The sequence below is a fragment of the Nocardioides immobilis genome (genome assembly GCF_003515065.1).
GTDB lineage: Bacteria > Actinomycetota > Actinomycetes > Propionibacteriales > Nocardioidaceae > Nocardioides > Nocardioides immobilis.
Map to the genome: position 1 here is coordinate 1 of NZ_QXGH01000001.1, position 18984 is coordinate 18984.

An 18984-nucleotide genomic window follows, 5' to 3' on the forward strand; every position below is an offset into this window, starting at 1 on the left:
CCCACGACCAAGACCCGGAGAACCGGCGGCACCAGCGCCGGCGATCGCGCACGCCCGAAACGGATCCCGATCAGCGCCACGGCACCGAACCGCTCAGCGAGCCGCCCCGTGAAACGTCGAGGCTAGGAGATACCGGGGCCGGCGCGGAGACCCCGGGTGGATGGCATGCTTGCCGCGTGTCGCCCATGGTTCGTCGTCGCAGCCGCCGCCCCCGCGGTTGGCGGGCAGTCGGACCTTGGCTCAGGGAGCGGCCCTCGCGGATGGTCGTCGTCGGCGGGGCCGGCATCGGCGTCCTCTTCGTCATGTGGACCGGCTGGACCGCGTGGTCGGCGGCCGACGACCTCCGCGAGGTCGAGGGGAGCGCCCTGCTCCTGCGTCAGGAGATCGAGCAAGGCGACGCGGAGGGTGCTGCCCGGGCGCTGGAGCGGTACCAGGAGGCTGCCGGCAGCGCGCGGAACCGCACCGACGGCCCGACCTGGTGGGTCCTGGAGCGATTTCCGATATTCGGCGACGACGCCGAGGCGATCGCCATTGTCGCCGCCGTCCTCGACGACCTCGGCGACGACGGCATCCCGCCACTGGTCGACGCCGCGGAGCTGGTGGCCGCGCGTTCCTTCAACCCAACAGACAACCAGTTTCCCCTCGACACCATCGCGTCCGTCCGTGAACCCGCCCGACAGAGCGAGCAGGCCTTCGATGAGGCGGCCGCGAACCTCGAGGGTGTCTACGAGGGCGGGCTGGTCGGCCCCGTCTCGACCCGCTTCACCGAGCTGTGCGCCATCGTGCTCGACGCCCGCTCGACGCTCGGCTCCGCCTACCGCGCTGCCGAGTTGATGCCGAGCCTGCTCGGCGCCGACGGTTCGCGTGACCATCTCCTGGTGTTCCAGAACAACGCCGAGCTCCGCAGCATGGGTGGCCTCGCGGGATCGATCTCGCGCATCCACGCCGACGACGGCGAGGTGGAGATCCTGGAGCAGGAGGGGACCTCGAAGTACGGCCCCGTCGACCCGCCCGTCATCCCGCTCACGCGGGGGGAGGAGGCTGTCTTCGGTCGCACTCTCGGACAGTGGTTCATGAACGCCAGCATGACCCCAGATGCCACCCGCGCCGCGAAGCTCGCGGCTGCCCGGTGGCAACGGGAGGTCGGCGGGGATGTCGACGGCGTGTTCTTCGTCGACCCGGTCGCAGTTTCGTACCTGCTGACCGCCACCGGCCCAGTCGAAGTCCCCGGTTACGGCCCCGTCACCTCGGCTGACGTCGTCGCCAAGGTCGAGAACGACATCTACCTCACCTCGCCCGACCCGACAGAGCAGGAGGACTACCAGAACGCGGTTGCGAAGGCGGTCTTCGACGCGTTCGCCGCCGGCCGCGGCGACCCGGTCGAGGTCATCCGTGCGCTGGCCACTGGAGTCACGGAGGGGCGGATCCGCATGCACAGCTTCGTCGACGCCGAGCAGGAGCAGATCGACGGCACCGAGATTGCCGGCGAGCTCCATACGCAGGAGGAGCGCGCCCAGGTCGGGCTCTACGTCAACGACGCCCTTGAGTCCAAGATGACCTACTACCTGCAGTACGAGGCCGACGCGATCGCGCGCGCCTGCTCCGGCTACGCCCAGGAGATTGCGGGAGCGATTCGCCTCACCAACGCGGTGCCGGAGGGGCTCGACGTACCGCCTACGGTGTCGGGCAGCTTTCCCGGGGGCCGGTTCTTCGGGGAGATCGAGCCGGGCCAGCAGCGGATCGCGGTCTACGTGATGGCACCGGCCGGTGGTCGCATCGAGGACCTGTCGCTCGACTCGCGTTCCTTCGACCCGGTCGTCACCGAGAACTTCGACGGCCGGCCGGTCGCGCAGGTCGTCACCGTCATTGATCCGGGAGAGACCCAGGAGATCGAGTTCCAGCTGCGCACCGGACCGGGACAAACCGGCCCGGTCGAGCTCGACGTCACGCCCGGTGCGTTCCCGGGATCGTCGAACACCGTTCTCCATAGCGCGTGCTGAGGCGTCCCAATATTCGGACACGCATCTCATTCTGCGAGATCATCCGGGGGATCGGGCAGACCGCGCCAGTAGTGTGACCGGCATGTCGACGACCTGGCTGACCAAGCGGCGCGCAGTGGACAACTGCCGCGTCAGCTCGGCGCTGTGTCGAATGCGCTGAGCGGGGTCTGATCGGCGTATCCGCCGCCCCTCGCTGACACCCGGCGCTTCCTTCTGGCAGGTCATTGCCTCTGCGCCCTCGACTTCCCGCGTCGTGCCTGCGTCAGCCCCTCACCAACACCATTTCGCTTGTCCCACGTACAACCGATCCAGAAGGAACACAGATATGAGCCGCGAGAACTCCCTCGTCTCCGCCCAGTGGGTGGAGGAGAACCTCGACAACCCGAAGGTGGTGCTGATCGAGGTCGACGAGGACACCACCGCCTACGACAAGGGCCACATCAAGGGCGCTATCAAGCTGGACTGGACGACGGACCTCCAGGACCAGGTGCGCCGTGACTTCGTCAACAAGGCGCAGTTCGAGGCGCTGCTGTCCGAGCGCGGGGTCGCCAACGACGACACCGTCGTCCTCTACGGCGGCAACAACAACTGGTTCGCGGCCTACGCCTACTGGTACTTCAAGCTCTACGGCCACCAGGACGTCAAGCTGCTCGACGGCGGCCGCAAGAAGTGGGAGCTCGACTCACGCGAGCTGGTCGGCGAGCTGCCCAGCCGCGAGGCGACGTCGTACACGGCGCAGGAGCAGGACCTCTCCATCCGGGCGTTCCGCGACGAGACCGTCGCGGCCATCGGCACCCAGAACCTGGTCGACGTCCGCTCGCCCGACGAGTTCGCCGGCCGGCTGCTCGCGCCGGCCCACCTCCCGCAGGAGCAGGCGCAGCGCGCGGGTCACATCCCGACCGCGGCCAACGTCCCGTGGAGCAAGGCGGCCAACGACGACGGCACCTTCCGCTCCGACGACGAGCTGAAGGAGATCTACACCGAGGCCGGCGTCGACTGGTCCAAGGACACGATCGCCTACTGCCGGATCGGTGAGCGCTCGAGCCACACGTGGTTCGTGCTCAAGGAGCTCCTCGGCCAGGACAACGTCAAGAACTACGACGGCTCGTGGACCGAGTACGGCTCCCTCGTCGGCGTTCCGATCGCGCTCGGCGACGAGCCCGGGGAGGCCTGAGCACATGTGCGGAGCAACTGAGGGCGGCCTGTCGCTCAACGGCATCAACACCGACATCGAGGCGATCGTCCAGGGTCAGGTGACCAAGGGCGGCGAGCCGGTCAGCACCGGCTACGTCCGCCTGCTCGACCGCACCGGTGAGTTCACCGCGGAGGTCCCGGTGTCCGCCACCGGCCACTTCCGGTTCTTCGCCGGCGACGGCGAGTGGACGCTGCGCACCCTGGTCCCCGGCGCCGAGCCGGTCGACCGCAAGGTGCAGGCGGCGGTCGGCAGCATCGCCGAGGTCGAGATCGCGGTCTGAGAAGTCATGACAGAGACGACGGCTCCTGGGGAATCCCGGGGGCCGTCGTTGTCGTTGGGACTGCAATGACCGGCATCGTGATCCTCGCCCTGGCCGCGCTCGCCGCGGCCGGGTTCGGCCTCTACCGTCACCACGTCGACGGCCGGTTCGTCCCGCACGCCGACGCGACGCCCACCGCGTGGGACCAGGTCGCGGCGGCCACGCCGAGCGCCCGGGCGGGGGAGCGGGCCACCCTCGTGCAGTTCTCCTCGGCGTTCTGCGCGCCCTGCCGGACGACGCGGGTGGTGCTGGCCGATGTCGCCGCCCAGGAGTACGGCGTGCGCCACGTCGAGATCGACGCCGAGCAGCATCTCGGACTGGTCCGTGCGCTCGACGTACGACGCACGCCGACGACCCTCGTCCTCGACGCCGCCGGGCACGAGGTGCTCCGGGCTGCCGGGGCGCCGCAGAAGCACCAGGTCCTCGCGGCGATCGCGCACTCCGCGGGAGCCCCGCGATGACGGGCGCGGCTGGGATCGATCCCCGCGGGCCTCGCTTCACGGCATCCGTGACCGCCGTGCTCCTCGCGGCGGCGCTGGTCGTGCCAGAAGGGATCGCCACCGCGGTGGTGGGGGCGCTGGCTGTGTTCTTCGCCATCGGCGCCGGACTCGGCGTGCAGCGCACGCCAACCGGGGTTCTGTTCCGGACTCTGATCCGGCCGCGGCTGACGCCGCCCGCGGAGCTCGAGGACCCGACGCCTCCGCGGTTCGCCCAGGCCGTCGGCCTGACCTTCGCGGTCGTGGCGGTGGTCGGCTACCTGACCGGCACTGTGCTGGTCGCCCAGGTCGCCGTCGGCCTCGCACTGGTCGCGGCCCTGCTCAACGCGGTGTTCGGGTTCTGCCTGGGCTGTGAGATGTACCTGCTCGGCGCGCGGTTCAGGAGCGCTCGAGCAACACCGTGAACGGCCCGTCGTTGACCGACGAAACCTGCATCATCGCGCCGAAGACCCCGCGCTCGACGTGGGTGCCGAGCCGCTCGAGCTCGGCGCAGAAATCGTCGTACAGCGGCTCGCTGACGGGACCGGGCGCCGCGGCGGTCCACGACGGACGCCGGCCCTTGCGGGCATCGCCGTACAGCGTGAACTGGCTGACCACGAGCGCCGGCGCGCCGACGTCGGAGGCCGACTGCTCGTCGCGGAGGATCCGGAGGTCGCGGATCTTGCGGGCCATCCATGCGACGTCCTCCGCGTCGTCGCTGTGGGTGATGCCGAGGTAGACGAGGAGCCCTGGCGCGTCAAGGGCGCCGACCACCACTCCGTCGACGTGCACCGATGCCGACAGGACCCGCTGGACGACCGCACGCATGCGAATCATCCTGCCGGTCTCGTGCACGGGCGGTCCGGCGGGGCGTGTTCGGGGCTCAGCCCCCAGCGCGCTTCACCTGGTCGTAGATCCACGCATAGGTCTGTGCGAGGCCGTCGGTGAGCTTGATCGAGGGTTCCCACCCGAGCTTCTCGCGGATCATCGTGTTGTCAGCGTTGCGGCCCCGGACTCCCTGCGGCGCCGACAGGTCGTAGCGCCGCGTGCACTTGATCCCCGCGATGTCCTCGACGACCGAATACAACTGGTTGATCGAGACCAACTCCGCAGAACCCAGGTTGAGCGGCTCCTCCACGTCGCTGGCGAGGATCATCTGGCTACCCCGCACGCAATCGTCGATATACATGAAGCTGCGGGTCTGCTCCCCGTCACCCCAGATCTCGACCTCATGCTTTCCACTGATGACGGCTTCGGCGACTTTCCGACAGACGGCGGCCGGAGCCTTCTCGCGGCCTCCCGTCCACGTGCCATCGGGGCCGTAGACGTTGTGGTAACGGGCGACGCGGGTGAGCAGGCCGAAGTCTTCGGAGAAATGCCGGCACATGCGCTCGGAGAACAACTTCTCCCACCCGTAGCCGTCCTCGGGCATCGCCGGATAAGCGTCGGTCTCCTTGAGCGCGGTGACGGCAGTGACGGTCTGCTTGTCCGCCGCGTAGACGCAGGCCGACGACGAGTAGAAGTAGCGCTCTACGTCGAACCTGCGCGCTGCCTGCAGCATGTGGGTGCTCGTCAGCACCGACAGCATGCAGAGTGCCTTGTTGTTCTCGATGAACCCCATGCCGCCCATGTCCGCGGCCAGCATGTAGACCTCCCGAGCGCCTTCGGTGACCGCCCCCGCCGCCTCGAGCAGCGACACGTCAGCACTGTGGCTCTGTGCGTCGCCGTGCAGCTGGAACCACTCGTCCAACGGCTTGACGTCGACCGCTCGCACCGACTTGCCCTGGGCTAGGAGATCGGCGACCAGATGCCCGCCGATGAAGCCTCCGGCGCCGACGACGAGAACATCAACGGGGCTCGAGGTCATCATTTGCTCCTTGTGGCGGATGGGGGATGTTGACCGAACTGACGGTCCTGTGCACGCGCCCACGGCGACTCCGGGTTGGAGGATCTTAGCCGTCCGGCGAACAACGACTACGGTGTCCACCCCTTTTGCGGTGCTCCCCGCACTGAGGTCCGGCGTCCTGTCGTGATGTCTGTCAGCAACGAGGCCATCGCCGCAAGTCTTCTTGGATCTGCCACGATGACGGGATGAGAGTAGGACAAGGGATCGTTGCCCCGGAAGCATTGTTGATCACCGTCGCTCCGACCGGCGCCGAGACCTCGAAGGCGGACTTTCCGCAGCTCCCGACCACCCTCGACGAGCTGGTGCAGACCGCGCAGGAGTGCGAGGCTGCGGGCGCGGCGATGATCCACGTGCACATCCGAGATGACGAGCACCGACCGACCCTCGACCTGGTCCGGCTCACCGACACCGTGCAGGCGCTGCGGGAGAGCACCGACCTGGTGGTCCAGCTGTCCACCGGAGGCTCGGTCCACGACCCGCTCGACAGTCGGCTCAAGGTGCTCGATGCCGCCCCCGACTCCTGCAGCCTCACCATGGGCACGACCAACTTCGGCGACGACGTGTTCAGCAACCCGTGGCCGTTCGTGTGCGAGCTCTACCAGCTCAGCCAGGAGCGCCAGGTGGTGCCGGAGTTCGAGCTGTTCGACCTCGGCCATGTCGCTGCCCTTCACCGGCTGCTCGACCGGTACGGACTGCCGTACGGCGGCAGCGTTCACTGCGACCTGGTGATGGGCGTGCCCGGCGGAATGCCGGGCACCGCCGACGCGTTGGTCTCAGCCGTGGGCGTGCTCCCCGACCAGGTCACCAGCTGGTCAGCCACGGGCATCGGGCGCACCACGCTGCCGGTGGCGCTCGCGGCTCTGAGCAAGGGCGGCCACCTCCGCGTCGGCATGGAGGACGTGCTGAGCGTTCGCCAAGGCGAGCCGGTCGGGAGCAACCGGCAGCTCGTCGCCCGGGCGGTGGCCATGGGGGAGATTGCGCAGAAGCGACCTATGACAACCACCGAGGCCCGTACGCTTCTCGGGCTGGCGCGGGCCGAAGTGTGACCTGCCACCATCGCGATCGTTGAGAATTCAGACCATGAGCCGCGTAGTCCCGGCCGAGAAATTCACGAAGGGAGCAGCCGAGCGGTGCGCGTCCTCGTACACGACTACAGCGGTCACCCCTTCCAGGTCGAGCTGAGCGCCGAGTTGGCGCGGCGCGGCCACGACGTGACGCATTCCTGGTGCGAGGCGCACGTCTCGGGCAAGGGCAACCTCGGTGGCCATGACCACCTCGTGTTCGAGCCAATCGGCCGCGGCGAGGTGATTGAGAAGCTCAGCTTCCGGCGGCGCCTCGTCCAGGAGCTGCGGTACGGAGTGCAACTGGCTCGTCAGGTGCGCCGGAGCCGCTCGGACGTCGCACTACTCGGGAACGTGCCCGTGCCGACGCTGCTCGTGATCACTGCGGTTCTGATGGTGACGCGCACGCCGTGGGTCTCCTGGCAGCAGGACGTGCAGGGAGTAGCAATGCGCTCCTTCGCCGGCAGCAAGCTGAGCCGGACCTTTGTCGTCTTCGCTGCCCTAGCCGGTTGGGGGGAGCGATGGTGCAACCGTCGCGCCGACGCGATCGTCGTGATCGCCGAGTCGTTCCTTGACGTGCACCGGGAATGGGGCACGGCCGGCAAGACCACGGTGATCCCCAACTGGGCGCCCCTCGGCGAGCTGGTGCCGACCTCGCGCGACAACGAGTGGGCACAGGAGCACGACCTGGTCGAGACTCCCAACCTGGTCTACTCCGGGACTCTCGGTCTCAAGCACGATCCGCGGCTCCTGGTGCAGCTGGCGCGCGCCGTGCGCGACCGCGGCACGCCGGCCCACCTGACCGTGGTCACCGAGGGCCACGCAGCCAACGAGGTCGCCGACGAGGCGCGAAAGCTCGACGTACCGGTCACCTTGCTGCCCTTCCAGCCCTACGAGCGGCTTTCCGAGGTGCTCGGGTCGGGCGACGTGCTCCTCGTGGTGCTCGACCAGTCGGCGGGAGCGTTCTCGGTGCCGTCCAAGACACTGTCCTACCTCTGCGCAGCCCGTCCGATCCTCGGCCTGATGCCCGACGAGAATCTAGCCGCGCACCTCATCGACGCAGCCGGCGGGTGTGTGCTGGCTCCCGACCGCACATCGATCCCGGCTGCCGCGGACTGGGTGGTCGAGGTGCTCGACGACAGCGACATGTGGGAAAAGCTCGGCCGTCGTGCTCGGGAGCTTGCTGAGCGGGAGTTCGACCTGAACGGCTGCGCGACCAAGTTCGAGGAAATCCTGCTGAGTGTCGCCCGCTGAGCGGTTGTTCCTGCGAGCTCTTCTGTGTCAGTAGACCAGGGCCTGCGCGCCGTCCCGCAGGGCTTCCTCGACGAACACCGGCGCGCCCGCGATCCGGACGCCCGGCAGCACGTCGGCCTCGCCGATCTCACGCCGGGCGGCGCACTGTCCGCAGACGGTGACGGTGCCCAGCTCGAGCACGCTGGCGAGCAGGTCCGCGAGGGGGGTGGCCAACGGCAGCGACAGCTCGGCCGCGCGCCCGGGAACCGCGAGCCAGGCCGCCTCCCCGGTGAGCCAGAGGGAGACCGGGACGCCCGAGGCAGCCGCGGTGGCCGCCACGGTGAACCCTTGGTTGGCCCGCTCCGGTGCGTCGACACCGCACGTCACCTTCACCACCAGCTCCCGCGTCATGCCCGCCACCCTAGCCTCGGCATTTCGTCGGTGACCCGGCGACACCTGGGCTGAAAGCACGGAAGTGCCCGTCCTGCTTGGGATTCTTGTTCTTGCGACAGTCCAAGAAGCCCCAGCGGAAAGGCACTCCGTAAGTGAAGCGTAGCCGTGTCCCGAATCTTGTTCTTGATCCCGTCCGCGAGTCGCTGATCTCGTCCTCTGGTGCGCTGTTGTTGAGGGAGGCGATCGGGGTCGCTGGCCTGGATCGCAACCTGTCCCGGGCGCTGTCGCCGTGGCGGCCGATGCACGCGACTCACGACCCGGGCAAGGTGTTGCTCGACGTCGCGACTGCCGTCGCATTGGGTGGAGATTGCCTGGCTGACGTGGCGGCGGTCCGGTCCCAGCCTGAAGTGTTCGGCGCGGTTGCCTCCGACCCGACGGTCTCGCGGGTAATCGCGGCGTTGGCCGGTGATGTCGATGACGCGGTGGGCGCGATCCGGCAGGCACGTGCCGACGCCCGCGCGGCGGTCTGGTCGCGGCGCAGGCCACTGGCCGGCACGGCCGGGAGTCGTGCGGGCGGGCAGGTGATCGTCGACATCGACGCCACCCTGGTCACCGCCCACTCGGACAAGGAGGGCGCCGAGCCGACCTTCAAACGGGGATTCGGGTTCGCTCCGATATGCAGCTTCGTCGACCACGGCCAGCACGGAACCGGTGAACCGCTGGCACTCGACCTGCGGCCCGGGAAGGCCTCCCCGTGGAACGCTGATGACCACCTCGTCGCGCTGAACAATGCGCTCGCCCAACTCCCCGAACACGAGCGTGGCCAGGTGCTGGTCCGTGCCGACACCGGCGCCTGCTCGAAGGTCTTCCTCCACCGCATCACCGACCTGGGGTTGGAGTACTCAATCGGGTTCCAGGCTCAAGACACGGTCAAAGCAGCGATCGAGGCGATCCCCGAGCAGGCCTGGCGAGCCGCCGTCGATGGTGACGGTGAGCCTCGTGACGGGGCGCAGGTCGCCGAGCTGACCGCGTGGATGCCGACCCCGACTCGATCCAGCCGCCCGGGGCCGAAGGAATGGCCACCGGGGATGCGGGTCATCGCCCGCCGTGAACGTCCACACCCCGGCGCACAGCTACGGCTGACCGACCACAACGGATGGCGCATCACCTGCTTCGCCACCAACACCAAAGGCTCCGGCTGGACCCTCGCCGCACTTGAGGTCCGGCACCGGCAACGCGCACGCTGCGAGGACCGCATCCGGGGTCTGAAGGACACCGGCCTACGGAACCTGCCCTTCCACGACTACGCCAAGAACCGGATCTGGCTCGAGGTCGTCGCACTCGCCGCCGACCTGCTTGCTTGGACCCAGACCCTCGCCTTCGACGAGGCCGAACCCGCCCGCCGCTGGGAACCCAAACGGCTCCGATTCCGGATCCTCTCCGTCGCCGGCCGCATCATCCACACCGGCCGCCGACGACGCCTCCGGCTGCCACGCGACTGGCCCTGGAACCGGCTCATCGACACCGGCTGGGCCACGATCCGCACCGCCTGACGGCACCAACACCAACTCCCACGACCAAGACCCGGAGAACCGGCGGCACCAGCGCCGGCGATCGCGCACGCCCGAAACGGATCCCGATCAGCGCCACGGCACCGAACCGCTCAGCGAGCCGCCCCGTGAAACGTCGAGGCTAGCGAGGGTCGTCGCGTTCGTGCAGCGCACATGCGCTGACCCAGCTGGGAAAGGCCGGGGAGCTGATGAAGACCCCGGCGAGTAAGGAGTCGTGACGGTGTCATCGATGTGTTGGCGGTTCCGCCACCAGTCGATGAGGTGGCGGAAGGTGAGGCCGTCCGCTGGGATGGGCTTTTCGTAGATCAGGCAGTACTCGCCGTTGCGGACGAGCCTGAGCGAGTTGCCGGCGGTTGCTGCATCAACCTCGCACCTCACCTGCGCCGGCAACTCGTCGCCGCGGTCCAACTTCGCATAGGTTCCCTCAGCCCTGGGCACGGTTCACGCTACGACGCCGGCCCCATCGGATCCAAGCTTGTTTGGGTACGGACCACGTCCGAAGTGCGAAGGGATGACCAAAACCCGGCTCGACCGAATCCATGCGTCAATCTGGGCGGATCGACGCGGGTCGCCATTCGGGTGGATCAGCCTGCGAGGACGTCTCGCCACACATCGAAGACGCGATCGATCTCCGCTGGATCGACGAACGTGTCGAAGGTGGACTTCGCGCGCTCTGTGCTAACCGGGTCGCGCAAGACGGAGGCGGTCCACTCGACGCTCTGGCGGACGTCGGCACCGACCTCGTCGTGGCTGAGGAAGTCAGCGATCACCCGCGCTGTCTCGCCTGGATCGGCGACGGCCATGAGCCGCCACAAGTCGCCGACGTCCTTGTCGCGAACGGCGCCCTTGCGTGGCTCGTGAAGCCGCTCGCCGATCTTGGCGCCCTCGGCCACGATGAGCGCGGGAATCTCGGCGACATGGATCTCGGACGACAGCCGGGGGTCGGCGAAGTCGGTGATCGTCATGACTGATCGATTGAAGGCCGCGAGCTCGAGACCCAGAGCATTGCCGACCGCAAGCTTCCCGTGTGCCGACTGAAGCGCCGGCACGCCGCGCTTGCTGCGACTGCTCGTGCCCGAGAGGCCGTGCGGAGCCAGCAGGTCGACCTTCTCCCGGAAGGACCGCGTGCCGTCGACCTCGTGGTCGTCGAGGAAAACTTGCGTTGAGAATCCAGCCTCACGGTTGGTGATGGGGTCAGCGCGACCATCTGATCCGACCGTCTCCAATTCGACATAAGGGCCATGCCGACCTGCTCGCCGTGTGTGGGTCGGTCAACCGGCCGTCCGACGAGCTGACACATTCGACCGGAGAGCGACAGTCATTGTTGCCTTGTCTGACGTATCAGATGCGCGTGTTCGGGCGTGAGCTCGTCCAGGCTGGTCACGCCGAGAAGTCGCATAGTCCGTTCGATCTGGCCGGTGAGGATCTCGATGGCCCGGTCCACCCCGGCGCGGCCGCCGGCCATCAACCCGTAGAGATAGGCGCGGCCGACCACGCTGAACCTGGCTCCGTGCGCGACCGCAGCCACGATGTCCTGACCGGACATGATCCCGGTGTCCAGATGCACTTCGACGTCGCCTCCCACCGCACGGACCACCTCGGGCAGCAGGTGGAACGGCACCGGTGCCCGGTCCAGCTGTCGGCCCCCGTGGTTCGAGAGCAGCACCGCATCCACGCCGACGTCGCGGACCCGACGCGCGTCATCGACCGTTTGGACGCCCTTGACCACAACATTCCCCGGCCACTGCTCGCGAATCCAGGCGAGGTCGTCGTAGGTGACCGTGGGGTCGAACATCGTGTCCAGCAGCTCGGCGACCGTGCCCGACCACGAATCCAGGCTGGCGAACGCGAGCGGCTCGGTGGTCAGGAAGTTGAACCACCAGGCCGGCCGCGGGATCGCGTCCAGGATCGTCCGCGGGGTCAGCGTCGGCGGGATCGTCATGCCGTTGCGTACGTCGCGCAGTCGCGCACCCGCAGCGGGTACGTCGACGGTGACCAGCAACGTGTCGAAGCCCGCGCGGGCGGCGCGCTCGACGAGTGCCATCGACCGGTCCCGGTCCTTCCACATGTACAGCTGGAACCAGTGCCGCCCACCCGGCGCGGCAGCGGCGACGGCCTCGATCGACGTCGTACCCATCGTCGACAACGCGAACGGGATGCCCGCCGCGGCCGCAGCGGTGGCGCCGGCGATCTCACCCTCGGTGTGCATCAGCCGGGTGAACCCGGTCGGCGCGATCCCGAACGGCCACTCGACCCGCTCCCCCAGCACCACCCGCGAGGTATCCACCTCCGAGACGTCGCGCAGGATCGACGGCCGGAACTCCACATCGGCGAACGCAGCACGGGCCCGGGCCAGCGACACCTCGCCGTCGGCCGCGCCGTCGGTGTAGTCGAACGCCGCTCGCGGAGTACGTCGGCGGGCGATCCGACGCAGGTCCTCGATCGTGAGCGCCTTCGCCAGCCGGCGCTGTCGCGCCGACCACGTCGGCCGCCGGAACTGGAGCAGGGGCGCAAGATCACGTGACCGGGGAAGCTGTCGCCTCATGGTGCTGTCCCCTTCCCGAGGACCGTGGCGCGACAGAGGGTAGGCGGGGCTGCCGCGGCTCTCGATGTGCCACCGATCCGAAGCCTGCGGAGGGCTCGAGCGGGATGACGTGAGCAACCCTCACCATCCCTTCTCCCACGATCGAAAGAGTGGCCAGTTGCTCCCGCATCGTCGATCACGGCTTGCCGCCAGCTCAGGCCGCGGAGCGGTTCATGACGTCGTGGAGGACAGCGAACAAGTGGGCTGATCGGCTACGTCGCCGAAGGGCATGCCGGGCTGGGCGAACGGTCCCCCGCACGCCACACCCCAGCTGTTTGGCGTCCACTCTTCGAGGACGTTTTCCAGGTGACGGGCATTGAACTGGATCGTCGCCTCAGGCGACCGCTTGGTGGACAGGTCCTCGAGAGATATCCATCCCGCGTAGCCAACGTCGGCAAGGTCGCGCAGGAGCGCGCGTACGTCCACAAATCCTTCGTCCAGGGGCGACCACCGGTACTCCCAAGGGTCGCCGCCACGGCCGGGTGCGGCGGAGACGTTTTTCAGGTGAATGTGTGCCAATCGATCGCCGAGCAGCTGCAACGCAAGTGGACGGTTCTCGTAGCCCTCCCAGACGAGGTTTCCCACGTCGTAGATGACGCCGACGTGCTCTGGATCGCAATGCTCGATCAGTCGCAGGGCGAGGCTCGCGCTTGACGCGATGGTGTTGTGGTGCAGCTCGAGCACTGTTCGCACCCCTAACCGAGCTGAGAGCGCCTCTGCCGAGGTCAAGAACTTCCGGGTAGCGTCCGCAAGCTCACCGTAGTCAAGCGGAGTGGTCACGCGGGGGGCCTGCAGTCGCATCTGCGGGGCACCAAGTTCGGCGGCGAATTCCATGGTCCGCAGGAGCTGATCGCTGTCGTTGACATCGAGGTAAGGGCCGATGCCGACAATATGGAGTCCAGCCTCCCGGCAAGCGGCAGCAATGACGGATGGATCCGTACTGCCCGGGAAAAGCGTGCAGCGGTTGTTAGACAGGAAGGTTGGCGCGGTGCTCGACATGGTGTCGTGCAAGGCGTTGCCAACGCGCCACTCGACGCCGGCGAATTTTGCCGACGCCAGCGCATCGATCGCTTCGAGAGGGCTCAAGGTCGGCAGGGAGATCGTCGCGTAGGAGAACTTCGTTTCGAAAGAGCCCGTGGGATGGGAGGTAGTTGGCGATGTAGTCATTTCGGTTCCTTGTGACGCCTTGGGCGATGAACTGTGTGCTTGCGCCGTCTTCTTCTCGTCAGGGTGGCGGGGCGAGCTGGCCCCCACCAGCGACGTGCAACACCTCGCCGGTGATGAAACTGGACCGTGGTGACGCCAAGAAGCTGACTGCTTCGGCGACGTCGTCCGCTGTGGCCAGGCGGGGCAGGAGTGAGAAGCTCCGTTGGCGCTGGATGAGCCGTCCGTATTCGGTCTCGCTCCTGCCGTTTCGAACGAAAGGTGTCTCGACCATCGACGGTGCGACTGCGTTGACGCGGATGTTGGCCGGAGCGAGTTCGACCGCGAGAGATCTGGTCATGCCCACGATGCCGGCCTTTGACGTCACGTACGACAGAGGTCCTCCGGTGGCCCACGTCCGGGACGAGATGTTAACGATCGCGCCCCCTCCTCCGGAACGGAGGAGCGGTGCTGCTGCCTGAGCCAGCGAAGCTGGGCCCCACAGGTTGACTGCCATGGCGCGAGCCCATTCCTCCTCGGTGATGTCGCCGAAGGCAGTTCTTTGCGAGATCGCCGCGTTGTTGATCAGGTAGTCGAGCCGCCCATATCGTTCTGCGATCTCGGACATCAGCGCTGCGTTGGCCGTGGCGTCAGAGACGTCGAGGTGCGCCCCGGTGACGTTCGCAGCCGAGCCCGACGCGAACTCCGCGGCCGTGTCCATCACATTCGTGCTTGAGAGGTCGACGATCACTACCGTCTGGACACGCGTGGCGAGGTTCGCGGCGATTGCGCGGCCGAGGGTCCCTGCCCCGCCGGTGACAATCGCAACGCTGTCTGGTTCGGACACCTCGTGCAGGGTTCGTCGTTGGGTCGCACTCGTCTCCAGGGCGGTGCCTTCGACCGGCGATTCTTGGTGCGTGTTCGTCACTGTGCCTGCTTCGTCCGCGAAGCGTTGCGAGATCGCGTACCAGCCGCACCCGAGAGCAGCATGCGTAGGCGCAGCGGGTTGCGATCGTTGCGCCAGGGCAGGGCCACGCGTTCGGCCCACACGATCAGTCCGGTGAGCCCGGCGCCGAGGGCGGCGACCGTCGCCATCGCGACGTACATGGTCCCCGGTTGGAAGATCTGCCATGAATTCCAGATGAGGAATCCGAGGCCGTTGTCCGCAGCCACGAACTCAACGGAGGTCACGATGATCACCGCCATGCCCGCCGAAACGCGGAGGCCGGTGAAGATCGCGGGCAAAGTGGCAGGAAAGAGAACGAAGCGGAACTTCCGCCAGCCGCGTGCTCGGTAGGCGGATGCGGCTTCCATCAGCCGGGCATCGACATGGCGCAGGCCAGACAGTGTGTTGATCTGCATGATGAAGAAGACGCCGAAGGTGATGAGAAGGATGCGCGGCGTCTCGGTGAAACCAAAGATCAGCAGGAGGATGGGGAGAATCGCGATCTTGGGCAGCGAGTAGAGCGCGGAGAACAGGGGGTCGAGTGCTGCCCGGATCGGACGGATCAGGCCCATGGCCATCCCGACGGCAATCCCGCCTACTGCGCCTGTCGCGTAGCCGATGAGCAGACGCACGACGGTGGCTTCGAATGCCTCCTGCAGTCGGCCCGACTGAACCAGATCGACACCGTCGCTAGCGAGCTGGGTAGGCGGGGGGAAGATACGAACGTCGACGGAGCCGGTTCGGCCCATCACTTCCCAAGCCACGAGTAGGGCCAGCGGTGTGCAGACCGCTAGCGCGATGTCTCGGGTGTTGAGCCTTCGGACTCGTCTGGCCTCACGGCGGAGGGCCGCTTCGAGTCCGTCCGGTTGAGGTTGCGTTTGCGCGGGTGTTCTTGGCTGTACGGCGAGACTCATGAATGCTGCACCGACCTTTCGACTTCTTCACGTAGGGACTCCCAGATCGCCTGTTTCATGTCGACGAACTCCGGATGGGTCTCAAGATCGGGTCGCCGTGGATGTGTGAAGGGGACCTCGATCGACTCCTTGATCTGCCCGGGCCTGGCCGACATGAGCACGATGCGGTCGCCCAGGAGCAGTGCTTCGTCGATGGCATGGGTTACGAGGACGACGGTTTTGCGGTCTCGTTCCCACAACTCGATTAGTTGCTCCTGCATGAGGCGGCGAGTCTGTGCATCAAGGGCGCCCAGCGGCTCGTCCATGAGTAGGGTGGGGGAGCCGGTGACGAAGGCGCGCGCGATGGCGGCACGCTGCTTCATTCCGCCCGACAACTGATGGGGATAGCTGTTCGCGAAGTCTTCGAGCCCGACATACCCGAGCCACCTCTTGGCGGTCGCTTCGCGCTCGCCACGGGAGACTCCGGCCATCCGCAGGCCGAAAGCCACGTTCTCAAGGACCGAGAGCCACGGGAAGATGCCGTGCTCCTGGAAGACGAAGGCGGCAGGCGGCAACTTGCCCGAAGTCGGCTCCGACTCGATGGTCCCCAAGGTGGGTTTTTCTAGCCCTCCGAGCATGCGCAGCAGTGTCGACTTGCCGCATCCCGAGGGGCCGACGATGCAGGTGAACGAGCCTGCCTCCAAGTCGACTGAGACATCGTGGACGGCATGGACGTTGGACTGCCCAACGAAGACCTTCGAGACGTTGCGGACACGGAAGGCGAGCCGCGGGTCTGACCTCGGCGTATCGGTCGCGGGGCCATCGATTGCGTGAATGGATGTAGACATCGTGTTACTCCGTCGTCTCTACAGACTCGGCGAAGGACTCGTCGACATACTCCGCGGGGTCAATCGCCTCGTCGTACTGCAGCTGGCCGGCGTCGATCCAAGTGCGCTGCATGGCTTCGAGTTGGTCCGGCAGGGGCGCCAGATTGGGCAGCCACGTGAAAACAGGGAGGTCCAGGATCACCTGTGGGTCAACCTCCATCGCGTCCGCGACAGGCTGCACGTTCTCCTTCAACCGGCGTGCGTCGCCCTGGAGATCTTGCGCAGCCCGGGCGAGGGCCCGGAAGAACCCATCCGCCCGGTCGGTGTCCGCAAAGTCCTCCGAGAAGATGATGCCCGTTCCCGAGGTGCCATCCGGCACCGTAGCGAGAGGTATGCCGTCGCCGTCCGACTCAATTATTTCGGTGTACGGCGCTGATGTCATCACGGCATCGACCGACCCGCTCTTGAGGCCGGCAGGCATGTCTGAGTTCGCAATATTGCTGACCTCTACGTCAGTGATGTCGAGGCCGTGCTCACGCAGGATGAGGTCGGTCAGGTATGCGCCCGACCCGCCCAGGCCACCGGCTACCCCGATCTTCAGGCCCTCCAGGTCCCCGGGAGACTCGACCTCGCCGCTGTCGACCAGGTCGCTGTCCACCTCCAAGGCGGCGGGCGGATCCTCCCCTTCGTCCGCGTTGGTCACGGACATGCTGCCGACGACCTTGAGCTTCAGCCCGGAGTCGAGGGCACTGAAGAACCCAGCGGAGAATCCCGCGACGATGACGTCGCACTCATTGCTGGACAACAGTGGCACCGCATCCTGGCCGGCCGCTACGGGATTCAGCTCGATCTCGACTCCCTCTTCCTTGAAGTAGCCCTTGTCCTGCGCGAGGTAGAGCGGAGCGAAAAGTGGCGATGGCACGTGGGCCACGCATACAGGGTCGTTGCCGCCTGCTTCTGCGCCGTCGTCGGATCCGCATGCGTTGAGCGGAACCGTGAGGGCCAATGCCAGCGTGAGAAGTGGTCTGTGTAGCTTCACATGATCTCCGGTTGTGAGGGCCTAAGGGGTGCTGACGGAAACCTCACCTCAACGTGGCGCTCGTCACCACCACCCTTTGTCGCTGAGCGGGATTGCGGCTCCAGTAATGAGTTATGCCTGCAAGGCATGGCTCTTGGGCCCAAAGGGTGCCTTCCGGGCGTGACGAGCGTTACCTAGATTCGGTGCCGTGTAGTTACGAGGCGACGTTCGTAACCTGCAGAGAGAGGGCTCCGAGGTGACTGGCAACGCGCGCGAGGCCGGCCGATCCACGATCGACAGGGTGCTTACCCTTCTGGAGGCTCTGGATCAGCCGCAACTGACCCTCACCGAAGTGGCGACGAAGGCGGACCTGCCCACCTCGACTGCCAGCCGGATCCTCACCGCCCTCGAGCAGTGGGGTGGCGTCAGTCGCGGGACGGATGGAACCTACGAGGTGGGCTACCGACTGTGGGAGATCGGCGCGCGCGCGTCGAAGGCAAGCGTTCTGCGCGAGGCGTCGCGACCTGCCTTGGCACAACTCAGCGCGAGGACCGGTGAGAGCGCCCAACTCGCCGTGCTTGAAGGCGGGTCCGCTCTGATCGTCGAGTGTCTGGCCGGCCAGAATGCAAGCCCGATTGCTACGCGCGTAGGAGGGCGACTACCACTTCACGCCTCGGCTGCGGGACGCGTCCTGCTGTCGTATGCGGATGCCGACTTCATCGCGAAGGTGTTGCGGGGCAACTTGGAGAGACTCACCCCGTACACCCAGATAATGCCAGGCCGACTGGCTCAAGAACTGGTAGCTGCGCGCCGCAGAGGAGCGGCCGCGGTGCAGGAAGAGATGACATTGGGTCGATCCTCCGTCGCTGCGCCGGTACGGGATAGGTCCGGGACGGTCGTGGCAGCTCTCGGCGTCGTCGTAACGAGCAACGCTGACCTCGACCGCCTTCTTCCGCAGGTACGGCTGGGTGCTCGTGACAGTGAGCGCCGACTGGCCGACGCCGACTCGCAAAAGTGGGTCGACGGTCATTCAGCGATCACCTCAGCGCCGCCGCGCATGAGCGCGCAGTTGGAGCCCGTTGGCTGAGGACCCGCGCCTTGCTCAAACGCCGACGAACCTCCTGGGGCCGTGAGACCTTTCCGGGTCGGGCACTTGCCACCTTCGTGCGGAGTGCGATTGAGGAGCCTTCGTGATGGATCATCGGATCTGACTGAGGACCCCCCGAGGTGGCCGCGGACGAGGTGCTTCAGATGCTCCCGGGATGTCGACAGCCAGACACGGATCGCAGCCGCGGTTTGGATGGCTCTGCCGGGTCGCGAGTCAGACCCTTTTCTCGTCTGGCCGAGCGATTAGGGCTCTGAGAGGAGCGGTAGAGCGCTGATCCGGTTTGGCGTCGACGGGGCCAGACCGGATCATCC

The 18984-nt window shown here is 67.0% G+C and carries 19 protein-coding genes; 9 read left to right on the forward strand and 10 right to left on the reverse strand.

The window, feature by feature from the left end; translation table 11 throughout:
* Nucleotides 1-260 precede the first annotated feature (260 nt).
* The 5 genes from D0Z08_RS00005 to D0Z08_RS00025 all read left to right on the forward strand — a co-directional run bounded on the left by D0Z08_RS00005 (nucleotide 261) and on the right by D0Z08_RS00025 (nucleotide 4415).
* Nucleotides 261-2000 (forward strand): DUF4012 domain-containing protein, encoded by a 1740-nt coding sequence (locus tag D0Z08_RS00005; RefSeq protein WP_182481066.1) that lies wholly within the window; start codon nucleotides 261-263, stop codon nucleotides 1998-2000.
* A gap of 325 nt (nucleotides 2001-2325) precedes the next feature.
* A complete protein-coding gene (locus D0Z08_RS00010; protein ID WP_118921428.1) occupies nucleotides 2326-3174 on the forward strand; it encodes a sulfurtransferase in 849 nt (282 codons plus the stop codon).
* A gap of 4 nt (nucleotides 3175-3178) precedes the next feature.
* Nucleotides 3179-3475, forward strand: coding sequence for a DUF1416 domain-containing protein (locus tag D0Z08_RS00015; RefSeq protein ID WP_118921430.1), 297 nt, complete (start codon nucleotides 3179-3181; stop codon nucleotides 3473-3475).
* Nucleotides 3476-3540: 65 nt separating this feature from the next.
* Nucleotides 3541-3975 carry a thioredoxin family protein gene (locus D0Z08_RS00020; RefSeq protein ID WP_118921432.1) on the forward strand — a complete coding sequence of 145 codons (435 nt, stop codon included), beginning with the start codon at nucleotides 3541-3543 and terminating at the stop codon, nucleotides 3973-3975.
* Nucleotides 3972-4415, forward strand: a complete 444-nt coding sequence (locus D0Z08_RS00025) for a DUF4395 domain-containing protein (protein WP_118921434.1) — start codon at nucleotides 3972-3974, stop codon at nucleotides 4413-4415. The genes D0Z08_RS00020 and D0Z08_RS00025 overlap by 4 nt, the downstream gene beginning before the upstream one ends.
* Here D0Z08_RS00025 and dtd read toward each other — a convergent pair.
* Both dtd and D0Z08_RS00035 read right to left on the reverse strand, forming a co-directional pair.
* Nucleotides 4390-4818 (reverse strand): D-aminoacyl-tRNA deacylase, encoded by a 429-nt coding sequence (dtd, locus tag D0Z08_RS00030; RefSeq protein WP_118921436.1) that lies wholly within the window; start codon nucleotides 4816-4818, stop codon nucleotides 4390-4392. The genes D0Z08_RS00025 and dtd overlap by 26 nt on opposite strands.
* Nucleotides 4819-4873: 55 nt before the next feature.
* Nucleotides 4874-5860: an NAD-dependent epimerase/dehydratase family protein gene (locus D0Z08_RS00035; protein WP_118921438.1), complete on the reverse strand. Its 987-nt coding sequence runs from the start codon at nucleotides 5858-5860 to the stop codon at nucleotides 4874-4876.
* Nucleotides 5861-6081: 221 nt separating this feature from the next.
* Here D0Z08_RS00035 and D0Z08_RS00040 point away from each other — a divergent pair, with 221 nt between their 5' ends.
* Together D0Z08_RS00040 and D0Z08_RS00045 are read left to right on the forward strand one after the other, a co-directional pair.
* The gene (locus tag D0Z08_RS00040; protein ID WP_118921440.1) at nucleotides 6082-6942 is read left to right on the forward strand and encodes a beta-keto acid cleavage family enzyme; all 861 of its coding nucleotides are present in this window, start codon (nucleotides 6082-6084) and stop codon (nucleotides 6940-6942) included.
* 84 nt (nucleotides 6943-7026) lie between these two features.
* Nucleotides 7027-8211, forward strand: coding sequence for a glycosyltransferase family 4 protein (locus D0Z08_RS00045; protein ID WP_118921442.1), 1185 nt, complete (start codon nucleotides 7027-7029; stop codon nucleotides 8209-8211).
* Nucleotides 8212-8238: 27 nt separating this feature from the next.
* Here the strand turns inward: D0Z08_RS00045 and D0Z08_RS00050 are convergent, their stop codons facing one another.
* The gene (locus D0Z08_RS00050) at nucleotides 8239-8601 is read right to left on the reverse strand and encodes a DsrE family protein (protein ID WP_118921444.1); all 363 of its coding nucleotides are present in this window, start codon (nucleotides 8599-8601) and stop codon (nucleotides 8239-8241) included.
* 134 nt (nucleotides 8602-8735) lie between these two features.
* On the opposite strand from D0Z08_RS00050, the gene D0Z08_RS00055 reads away from it, so the two are divergent.
* Nucleotides 8736-10136, forward strand: a complete 1401-nt coding sequence (locus tag D0Z08_RS00055; protein ID WP_281271686.1) for an IS1380 family transposase — start codon at nucleotides 8736-8738, stop codon at nucleotides 10134-10136.
* A gap of 602 nt (nucleotides 10137-10738) precedes the next feature.
* On the opposite strand, the gene D0Z08_RS31575 is transcribed toward D0Z08_RS00055, so the two are convergent.
* From D0Z08_RS31575 to D0Z08_RS00090, 7 genes are all read right to left on the reverse strand, one after another.
* A complete protein-coding gene (locus D0Z08_RS31575) occupies nucleotides 10739-11119 on the reverse strand; it encodes a hypothetical protein (protein WP_147381260.1) in 381 nt (126 codons plus the stop codon).
* A gap of 353 nt (nucleotides 11120-11472) precedes the next feature.
* Complete coding sequence (locus D0Z08_RS00065) at nucleotides 11473-12699, reverse strand: alpha-hydroxy acid oxidase (RefSeq protein ID WP_118921448.1); 1227 nt, start codon at nucleotides 12697-12699, stop codon at nucleotides 11473-11475.
* Nucleotides 12700-12909: 210 nt separating this feature from the next.
* Nucleotides 12910-13905 (reverse strand): sugar phosphate isomerase/epimerase family protein, encoded by a 996-nt coding sequence (locus D0Z08_RS00070; protein ID WP_118921450.1) that lies wholly within the window; start codon nucleotides 13903-13905, stop codon nucleotides 12910-12912.
* 58 nt (nucleotides 13906-13963) lie between these two features.
* Entirely contained in the window at nucleotides 13964-14809 is an 846-nt protein-coding gene (locus D0Z08_RS00075) for an SDR family NAD(P)-dependent oxidoreductase (RefSeq protein ID WP_182481068.1), read from the reverse strand.
* Nucleotides 14806-15591, reverse strand: coding sequence for an ABC transporter permease (locus D0Z08_RS00080; RefSeq protein WP_220453936.1), 786 nt, complete (start codon nucleotides 15589-15591; stop codon nucleotides 14806-14808). Before D0Z08_RS00080 ends, D0Z08_RS00075 begins: the two co-directional genes overlap by 4 nt.
* Before the next feature lie 146 nt (nucleotides 15592-15737).
* Complete coding sequence (locus D0Z08_RS00085) at nucleotides 15738-16568, reverse strand: ABC transporter ATP-binding protein (protein ID WP_118921456.1); 831 nt, start codon at nucleotides 16566-16568, stop codon at nucleotides 15738-15740.
* A 4-nt stretch (nucleotides 16569-16572) separates the two neighbouring features.
* Complete coding sequence (locus D0Z08_RS00090; protein ID WP_220453937.1) at nucleotides 16573-17478, reverse strand: ABC transporter substrate-binding protein; 906 nt, start codon at nucleotides 17476-17478, stop codon at nucleotides 16573-16575.
* A 343-nt stretch (nucleotides 17479-17821) separates the two neighbouring features.
* On the opposite strand from D0Z08_RS00090, the gene D0Z08_RS00095 reads away from it, so the two are divergent.
* Entirely contained in the window at nucleotides 17822-18652 is an 831-nt protein-coding gene (locus D0Z08_RS00095) for an IclR family transcriptional regulator (protein ID WP_118921460.1), read from the forward strand.
* Nucleotides 18653-18984: the final 332 nt, after the last annotated feature.

Bases quoted from the DNA above. Each gene is read 5' to 3' on its own strand.
- D0Z08_RS00005 (WP_182481066.1), top strand. From the start codon at position 261: ATGGTCGTCGTCGGCGGGGCCGGCATCGGCGTCCTCTTCGTCATGTGG.
- D0Z08_RS00010 (WP_118921428.1), top strand. From the start codon at position 2,326: ATGAGCCGCGAGAACTCCCTCGTCTCCGCCCAGTGGGTGGAGGAGAAC.
- D0Z08_RS00015 (WP_118921430.1), top strand. From the start codon at position 3,179: ATGTGCGGAGCAACTGAGGGCGGCCTGTCGCTCAACGGCATCAACACC.
- D0Z08_RS00020 (WP_118921432.1), top strand. From the start codon at position 3,541: ATGACCGGCATCGTGATCCTCGCCCTGGCCGCGCTCGCCGCGGCCGGG.
- D0Z08_RS00025 (WP_118921434.1), top strand. From the start codon at position 3,972: ATGACGGGCGCGGCTGGGATCGATCCCCGCGGGCCTCGCTTCACGGCA.
- dtd (WP_118921436.1), bottom strand. From the start codon at position 4,818: ATGCGTGCGGTCGTCCAGCGGGTCCTGTCGGCATCGGTGCACGTCGAC.
- D0Z08_RS00035 (WP_118921438.1), bottom strand. From the start codon at position 5,860: ATGATGACCTCGAGCCCCGTTGATGTTCTCGTCGTCGGCGCCGGAGGC.
- D0Z08_RS00040 (WP_118921440.1), top strand. From the start codon at position 6,082: ATGAGAGTAGGACAAGGGATCGTTGCCCCGGAAGCATTGTTGATCACC.
- D0Z08_RS00050 (WP_118921444.1), bottom strand. From the start codon at position 8,601: ATGACGCGGGAGCTGGTGGTGAAGGTGACGTGCGGTGTCGACGCACCG.
- D0Z08_RS31575 (WP_147381260.1), bottom strand. From the start codon at position 11,119: ATGACGATCACCGACTTCGCCGACCCCCGGCTGTCGTCCGAGATCCAT.
- D0Z08_RS00065 (WP_118921448.1), bottom strand. From the start codon at position 12,699: ATGAGGCGACAGCTTCCCCGGTCACGTGATCTTGCGCCCCTGCTCCAG.
- D0Z08_RS00070 (WP_118921450.1), bottom strand. From the start codon at position 13,905: ATGACTACATCGCCAACTACCTCCCATCCCACGGGCTCTTTCGAAACG.
- D0Z08_RS00085 (WP_118921456.1), bottom strand. From the start codon at position 16,568: ATGTCTACATCCATTCACGCAATCGATGGCCCCGCGACCGATACGCCG.